This is a genomic window from Xylanibacter ruminicola 23, assembly GCF_000025925.1.
Lineage (GTDB): Bacteria > Bacteroidota > Bacteroidia > Bacteroidales > Bacteroidaceae > Prevotella > Prevotella ruminicola.
The window spans coordinates 3,612,843-3,619,559 of the sequence record NC_014033.1; the positions used below are offsets into that span (position 1 = coordinate 3,612,843).

9 protein-coding genes are annotated in these 6,717 nt (G+C 46.4%); 6 read left to right on the forward strand and 3 right to left on the reverse strand.

The genetic code is table 11. The features are described from left to right. Positions 1–8 precede the first annotated feature (8 nt). From rpmF to PRU_RS15095, 6 genes are read left to right on the forward strand one after another with little or no spacing between them, the layout of a single operon-like run. Positions 9–200, forward strand: a complete 192-nt coding sequence (rpmF, locus tag PRU_RS15070; protein ID WP_013063689.1) for a 50S ribosomal protein L32 — start codon at positions 9–11, stop codon at positions 198–200. Beyond that, positions 200–1,204: a beta-ketoacyl-ACP synthase III gene (locus PRU_RS15075; protein ID WP_013064343.1), complete on the forward strand. Its 1,005-nt coding sequence runs from the start codon at positions 200–202 to the stop codon at positions 1,202–1,204. The genes rpmF and PRU_RS15075 overlap by 1 nt, the downstream gene beginning before the upstream one ends. Positions 1,205–1,236: 32 nt before the next feature. Next, positions 1,237–2,124 carry a GTPase Era gene (gene era, locus PRU_RS15080; RefSeq protein WP_013063530.1) on the forward strand — a complete coding sequence of 296 codons (888 nt, stop codon included), beginning with the start codon at positions 1,237–1,239 and terminating at the stop codon, positions 2,122–2,124. 46 nt (positions 2,125–2,170) lie between these two features. Then, on the forward strand, positions 2,171–3,484 hold the full coding sequence (gene der / locus PRU_RS15085; protein WP_013064317.1) for a ribosome biogenesis GTPase Der: 1,314 nt from the start codon (positions 2,171–2,173) through the stop codon (positions 3,482–3,484). Beyond that, positions 3,484–3,870, forward strand: coding sequence for a lipoprotein (locus tag PRU_RS15090; RefSeq protein ID WP_013063496.1), 387 nt, complete (start codon positions 3,484–3,486; stop codon positions 3,868–3,870). The genes der and PRU_RS15090 overlap by 1 nt, the downstream gene beginning before the upstream one ends. Before the next feature lie 32 nt (positions 3,871–3,902). Next, positions 3,903–4,973 (forward strand): hypothetical protein, encoded by a 1,071-nt coding sequence (locus PRU_RS15095; RefSeq protein WP_049769205.1) that lies wholly within the window; start codon positions 3,903–3,905, stop codon positions 4,971–4,973. A gap of 149 nt (positions 4,974–5,122) precedes the next feature. Here the strand turns inward: PRU_RS15095 and PRU_RS15100 are convergent, their stop codons facing one another. The 3 genes from PRU_RS15100 to PRU_RS15110 form a co-directional block, all read right to left on the reverse strand. Continuing rightward, entirely contained in the window at positions 5,123–5,302 is a 180-nt protein-coding gene (locus PRU_RS15100) for a hypothetical protein (protein WP_041386440.1), read from the reverse strand. A gap of 337 nt (positions 5,303–5,639) precedes the next feature. Beyond that, positions 5,640–6,056: a putative toxin-antitoxin system toxin component, PIN family gene (locus PRU_RS15105; protein ID WP_041386442.1), complete on the reverse strand. Its 417-nt coding sequence runs from the start codon at positions 6,054–6,056 to the stop codon at positions 5,640–5,642. Next, positions 6,046–6,279 carry a hypothetical protein gene (locus tag PRU_RS15110; protein WP_041386444.1) on the reverse strand — a complete coding sequence of 78 codons (234 nt, stop codon included), beginning with the start codon at positions 6,277–6,279 and terminating at the stop codon, positions 6,046–6,048. Before PRU_RS15110 ends, PRU_RS15105 begins: the two co-directional genes overlap by 11 nt. Positions 6,280–6,717 lie beyond the last annotated feature (438 nt).

Sequence of the window (6,717 nt, forward strand, 5' to 3'; positions counted from 1 at the left end):
ATAGAATTATGGCACATCCTAAAAGAAGACAGTCAAAGACTCGTACACTCAAGCGTCGTACTCATGACAAGGCAGTAGCTCCCACACTGGCAGTATGTCCTAACTGTGGTGCATATTATGTTTATCACACTGTATGCCCCACTTGCGGTTACTATCGTGGTAAGGTAGCTATCAAGATCGAGGAAAGCGTAGCTGAGTAATGGATAGAATCAATGCGATAATCACTGGTGTAGGCGGTTATGTGCCCGACTATATTCTGAACAACGATGAGTTGTCACGTATGGTCGACACCAACGATGAGTGGATTATGACGCGCGTTGGTATCAAGGAGCGTCACATACTTACGGAGGAAGGTCTCGGCACCAGCTACATGGCGCGTAAGGCTGCCAAGCAGCTGATGCAGAAGACCGGAGTCGATCCCGACTCTATCGATGCCGTCATCGTAACCACCTCAACAGCTGATTATAAGTTCCCTTCCACAGCCTCTATCGTATTAGGCAAACTCGGATTGAAGAATGCATTCGCATTCGATTTCTGGGGTGCTTGCTGTGGATTCCTCTACACACTCGACGTGGCAGCTACGATGATTCAGAGCGGACGCTACAAGAAAATCATCGTAATCGGTGCCGATAAGATGTCGTCGGTTGTTGACTATAAGGATCGTCAGACCTGTCCTCTCTTCGGAGATGGTGCAGCTGCCGTTCTGCTCGAGGCTACCGAGGAACAGAATATCGGTGTGATGGATTCTTATTTCCGCACAGATGGTAAGGGACTTCCATTCCTGCACCTGAAGGCTGGAGGTTCGGTCTGCCCACCGTCGCATTTCACTGTTGATCATCGTCTGCACTACCTCTATCAGGAGGGTCGCACTGTGTTCCGTTATGCAGTGACGAACATGAGTAACGACTGCGCGATCATCGCTGAGCGCAACGGTCTGAACAAGGACAACATCCAGTGGGTGGTTCCTCATCAGGCAAACATGCGTATCATCGAGGCAGTAGCCAAGCGCCTGGAGTTGCCAATGGAGCAGGTGATGGTAAACATCGAACGCTACGGAAACACGAGTGCCGCTACGATACCGCTGGCTATCTGGGAATACGAGAATAAGTTGAAGAAGGGCGACAACCTGATCCTCACCGCCTTTGGTGCTGGATTCGTTCACGGAGCTTCTTATTACAAGTGGGCCTATGATGGCAGCAAGTAAATTGACAAAGGATAATGGACAATTGAGAATTAATGCATAAAGCAGGATTCGTAAATATTGTTGGAAATCCCAACGTAGGCAAAAGTACGCTCATGAACCAGCTGGTTGGTGAGCGTATTTCTATTGCCACATTTAAGGCCCAGACCACCCGTCATCGTATCATGGGTATCGTGAATACACCCGAGATGCAGATTGTGTTCTCGGATACCCCAGGTGTGCTGAAGCCTAATTACAAATTACAGGAGTCGATGTTGGCGTTCTCTGAGTCGGCCCTCCAGGATGCGGATGTGCTGCTCTACGTGACCGACGTGGTAGAGAACCCCGAAAAGAATATGGACTTCCTTGCAAAGGTGCAGAAACTGGATATGCCGGTATTGCTGCTCATTAACAAGATCGATGAGCTTACTGGTGGTAATGCACAATTGGCAGCCATTGTTGAGAAATGGCATGCCCTGCTGCCAAAGGCAGAGATTCTGCCTATTTCGGCAAAGAATAAGTTCGGTGTGGATATGTTGCTGAAGCGTATCCAGGAGCTCCTGCCCGAGAGCCCCGCTTATTTCGATAAAGATCAGTTAACCGATAAGCCCGCACGATTCTTCGTGTCGGAGATTATCCGCGAAAAGATACTGCTCTACTACGATAAGGAGATACCTTACAGTGTAGAGGTAGCTGTGGAGCGATTCAAAGAGGATGATAAGCACATCCACATCAATGCTATTATTTATGTGGAGCGCGACTCACAGAAGGGTATCATCATCGGTCACCAGGGTGTAGCCCTCAAAAAGGTAAGTACCGAGGCCCGTAAATCGCTCGAAAAGTTCTTCGCCAAGCCTATCTTCCTCGAGATTTTCGTGAAAGTAGATAAGGACTGGCGTTCATCAGAGAAGGAACTCAATCACTTCGGGTACAACCCCGAGTAGGTTCTTCCGTGTTAATCCGTGTAATCCGTGCCAAAATAAATATAGTATGGGAAATTTAGTAGCAATCGTAGGACGCCCTAATGTGGGTAAGTCTACACTGTTCAACCGACTGACAAAAACGCGCCATGCGATTGTCAGCGACGAGGCTGGTACCACTCGCGACCGCCAGTATGGCAAGTGCGAATGGAACGGTCGCGAGTTCTCAGTTGTCGATACCGGCGGCTGGGTCGTCAACAGCGACGATGTATTCGAAGAGGAGATCCGCAAGCAGGTGATTATTGCCACCGAAGAGGCCGATCTCGTACTCTTCCTCTGCGATATTAATAATGGTGTCACTGGATGGGATATGGACGTAGCGCAGATTCTGCGCCGTGCCAAACTGCCCGTTATCCTGGTGGCCAACAAAGCCGACGATGGTAAGGACCTGTACGACCAGTACGAGTTCTATAAGCTTGGTCTTGGCGATCCGTTTCCTATCTCTGCTGCCACTGGTAGCGGTACAGGCGATCTGCTCGACAAGGTGCTCGAGATTTTGCCCGAGAAACCAAAAGACGAGCTCGAGGATGGTATCCCCCGTTTTGCGGTGGTAGGTCGTCCTAATGCCGGTAAGTCGAGCATCATCAACGCCTTTATCGGCGAGGATCGTAACATTGTAACCGATATCGCCGGTACTACCCGCGATAGTATCTACACCCGTTACGATAAGTTCGGTTTCGATTTCTATCTGGTTGATACCGCAGGTATTCGTCGTAAGAATAAGGTAACTGAGGATCTGGAGTTCTATTCGGTAATGCGCTCTATCCGTGCCATCGAGAATAGCGATGTGTGCGTGCTCATGCTCGACGCCACCCGTGGTATCGAGGCTCAGGACATGAACATCTTCCAGCTCATTCAGAAGAATAACAAATCGCTGGTTGTAGTTGTTAACAAGTGGGATTTGGTTGAGGATAAGTCACAGGAGGTCATCAAGACCTTCGAGAATGCCATTCGTAAGCGTATGGCACCGTTTGTCGACTTCCCCATCATCTTCGCTTCGGCACTTACCAAACAGCGTATCTATAAGGTGCTCGAGACTGCCAAGCAGGTTTACCTGAACCGTAAGGCCAAGATTGGTACCTCAAAGCTTAACGAGGTGATGCTGCCTCTTATCGAGGCCTTCCCACCACCATCGGTTAAGGGTAAGTACATTAAGATTAAGTACGTGGCTCAGGTGCCCGACACGCAGATTCCAACCTTCGTGTTCTATGCTAACCTGCCACAGTACGTGAAGGAGCCTTACAAGCGCTTCCTGGAGAATAAGATTCGTGAGAACTGGGAGCTTACAGGTAGTCCCATTAATGTGTTTATCCGCCAGAAGTAATGCGTAAGCTCGTCTATCTTATATTGATAGTTATAGTAGTAGCCTGTAGCACCGGTGTAAGTCGCGAAGAACAAGCGGCTTTGGCTGCTAAAGGCTACTATACTCATTTAGTTCAGGGTGAGTACGAGCAGTTTGTCGAGGGCCGTTTTATGGCCGATTCGCTGCCTGCCGATTATCGTTCGCAACTGATCGAGGGCTATAAGCAGTTCGTTGCTCAGCAGATGGAAGCCCGAAAAGGTATACAAGAGGTTTCTGTGTCGCGTGCTTATACCGACAGCCTGGCTGGTTATACCAATGTGCTGCTGATGCTTTGCTATGGCGATAGCACCACCGAGGAGGTGGTGGTGCCGATGGTGGAACGCGATGGCCGCTGGATGATGAAGTAACATAAGAATAACTAAATTATAAAAAGTAAGAAATGAAAAAGATTGTTTTAGCAATAGCTGCTGCTTTGACTGTTAACCTGGCTTATGCACAGGGCAACACCGATGCTAGCAGCAAGAAGAACGTGTTTGCTACCGAAAGCAAGAAGTTCACGCTCTCTACTGTTACCGATTGGATGAAGGATAACGGTGTTTTCCAGAATCTCGATGTATCTGTAACCGCAGGTACCACTGGTATCGGTATCGATGTAGCATCTCGCGTTCATGAGAACGTGCAGTTGCGTGCTGGTTACGAGTATATGCCTCGCTTTAAAAAGAGCATCTACTTCCCTGTAGAGGTGGGTGGTCAGCCTGCTGTGGCTTATGATGACCAGGGCAATCGTGTAGAGACCACTTTCGATCGCCTCTCAAAGATGCTCCACGATCTGACTGGCTTTACTGTCGAGGATGAGGTTGAGATGGTTGGCAAGCCCACCGTCAACAATTTTAAGTTTTTGGTGGATGTGTTCCCCTTTAAGAATAAGCACTGGCATGTGACTGGTGGTTTCTACTGGGGTCCTTCACAGTTTGCTTATGCCGAGAACTCTACTACAGCCATGACATCACTGCTGGCTGTAAGCATGTATAATCAGATTTACGAGAAGTGTGTGGCTGATGAGCCTATTATCTCTATCGAAGGTGATGGAACACCTCAGAATCCAGGTATGAATGTATTCCTCACCGAGGCTTATCGTCAGCGTATCGTTGACTATGGTCGCATGGGTTTCCATGTAGGCGATAAGAAGGATACAGGGGAGCCTTATATTATGGAGGCTGATGAAAACGATGGTATGGTTAAGGTTCGTGCCAAGAGCAATAGCTTTAAGCCCTACTTAGGTTTTGGTTATGGTGGCAAGCTGATGAAGAGCCGCGACGATTGGCAGGTATCTTTCGATGCTGGTATGATGTTCTGGGGCGGCACCCCAAGTCTGATTACCCACGATGGCACCAACCTTACTAAGGATGTTGAGAATATCTCAGGTAAAGTAGGCGATTGGGTAGATTTCTTGGGTGGCATCAAGGTTTATCCCGTGCTCCAAGTACGTTTCACCAAGACTATTTTCTAAGTCTATTTTTCTCTAGGTACTTTTCAATTGCATTCTAAGTACTTTGCAATTGTTTCCTAAGTACTTTTCAAAATACCCAAATAACAAATAAAAATCAGGGCTGTCCAATGATAGGGCAGCCCTGATTTTGTTATATCGCAAACATCCTTTTACAGTGCTATGAAAAAACGGCTCTGGCCAAAGAAAATCCGGCCGAGCTTGTCTTTGATTGAAATAACAAGACCCGTGAAGGGGTTGTGCTCAACGTCAATAACCTCTCCGTCTATCCAATCAGCTTGGTCTGTAAGCTGAGGACTCACTTTCATTTTATCTCCAATCTTTGGTTCCATATTCAATAATCTTTTGAATTCCGTTGCAAAGTTACGAAGTATTTTTGTAAGTTCCAAATGTTTGGGCAAAAAAATCAGGGCAGCCCCACCACAGGCTGCCCTGATTGCATTATGTTAGATTCTTTTATTTGAATCTGTTGTTGCTTTACTCAGCTGCGGGCTTTGGAGTGATGGTACTAACCTTACTAAGGATGTTGAGAATATCTCAGGTAAAGTAGGCGACTGGGTAGATTTCCTCGGTGGCATCAAGGTTTATCCCGTACTCCAGGTACGTTTCACCAAGACTATTTTCTAAGTCAATAATAAATCAGGGCTGTCCAATGATAGGGCAGCCCTGTTAGTATTGAAGTGATTTTAGAAAATCATCCAAACTTTTCACAAGAAGCTGTGGGAAAGCTATATCTTTGAGCACGTCGAAATGTGAATCGTTAGAGACAATATAGGTAGCTCCACAGGCAAATGCACAATCTACAAACTTATTGTCGTCAGGATCTGCTGTTATTAATTCCCAGTGAAAGTAGGTGTTTACTTGTTCTGTATTGGGGCTTTTTATAATAAGGTCGATAACATTTTTAGCAATGCTGGCTGTTGTCTTTTGAGCGATGATTTCTTCGTATTCCTCTAGGATTTCATTTGTTACGCATAAAATATAGCGCCCCTCCTGAAATGCTTTCCAGGCGGGGTATGTTCTTCCTTGTCTTGAGAGTGAAGCCAGTAGGCAATTAGTATCTAGTACTATCTTTTTATTTTGCATACTTGTATGGCGTACGAAGATGTTCTTTTAATACGGCTTCGTTTTTGTCATTATTCCATTTGCCTTCAGCCCATAACTGGTCCATCTCTTCATCAATTTTGCGAGCATAGTAATCGCAAACCACCTTCCTGAGCTCACTCAGTTCTTCCTCAGTTGTTATTCTTCCCAGAAGTTGTAGAAATTCCATCTGTGCCGCATTCAGCGGAGTTCTTGTTTGTTCCATACTTTTCTGTTTTATTGTTTGCGGTGGCAAAGTTACGAAGTATTTTTGTAAGTTCCAAATGTTTGGGCAAAAAAATCAGGGCAGCCCCACCACAGGCTGCCCTGATTGCATTATGTTAGATTCTTTTATTTGAATCTGTTGTTGCTTTACTCAGCTGCGGGCTTTGGAGTGATGGTACTAACCTTACCAAGGATGTTGAGAACATCACCGGTAAGGTAGGCGACTGGGTAGATTTCTTGGGTGGCTTCAAGGTTTATCCCGTACTCCAGGTACGTTTCACCAAGACTATTTTCTAAGTCTATTTTTCTCTAAATACTCTAACACTACACCCGCTTTACTATGATAGTAGAGCGGGTGTAGTGTTAGGGTAAATGATGGGTGGTGCAGGTGCAGCAGGTGGTGCTTTTTTATGGATTATAAAAAATAAATCCCTAAATA

Excerpts from the sequence above, each read along its gene's own strand:
- PRU_RS15105 (WP_041386442.1), bottom strand. The coding sequence starts at position 6,056 with ATGCAAAATAAAAAGATAGTACTAGATACTAATTGCCTACTGGCTTCA.
- rpmF (WP_013063689.1), top strand. The coding sequence starts at position 9 with ATGGCACATCCTAAAAGAAGACAGTCAAAGACTCGTACACTCAAGCGT.
- PRU_RS15100 (WP_041386440.1), bottom strand. The coding sequence starts at position 5,302 with ATGGAACCAAAGATTGGAGATAAAATGAAAGTGAGTCCTCAGCTTACA.
- PRU_RS15110 (WP_041386444.1), bottom strand. The coding sequence starts at position 6,279 with ATGGAACAAACAAGAACTCCGCTGAATGCGGCACAGATGGAATTTCTA.
- PRU_RS15090 (WP_013063496.1), top strand. The coding sequence starts at position 3,484 with ATGCGTAAGCTCGTCTATCTTATATTGATAGTTATAGTAGTAGCCTGT.
- der (WP_013064317.1), top strand. The coding sequence starts at position 2,171 with ATGGGAAATTTAGTAGCAATCGTAGGACGCCCTAATGTGGGTAAGTCT.
- PRU_RS15075 (WP_013064343.1), top strand. The coding sequence starts at position 200 with ATGGATAGAATCAATGCGATAATCACTGGTGTAGGCGGTTATGTGCCC.
- era (WP_013063530.1), top strand. The coding sequence starts at position 1,237 with ATGCATAAAGCAGGATTCGTAAATATTGTTGGAAATCCCAACGTAGGC.
- PRU_RS15095 (WP_049769205.1), top strand. The coding sequence starts at position 3,903 with ATGAAAAAGATTGTTTTAGCAATAGCTGCTGCTTTGACTGTTAACCTG.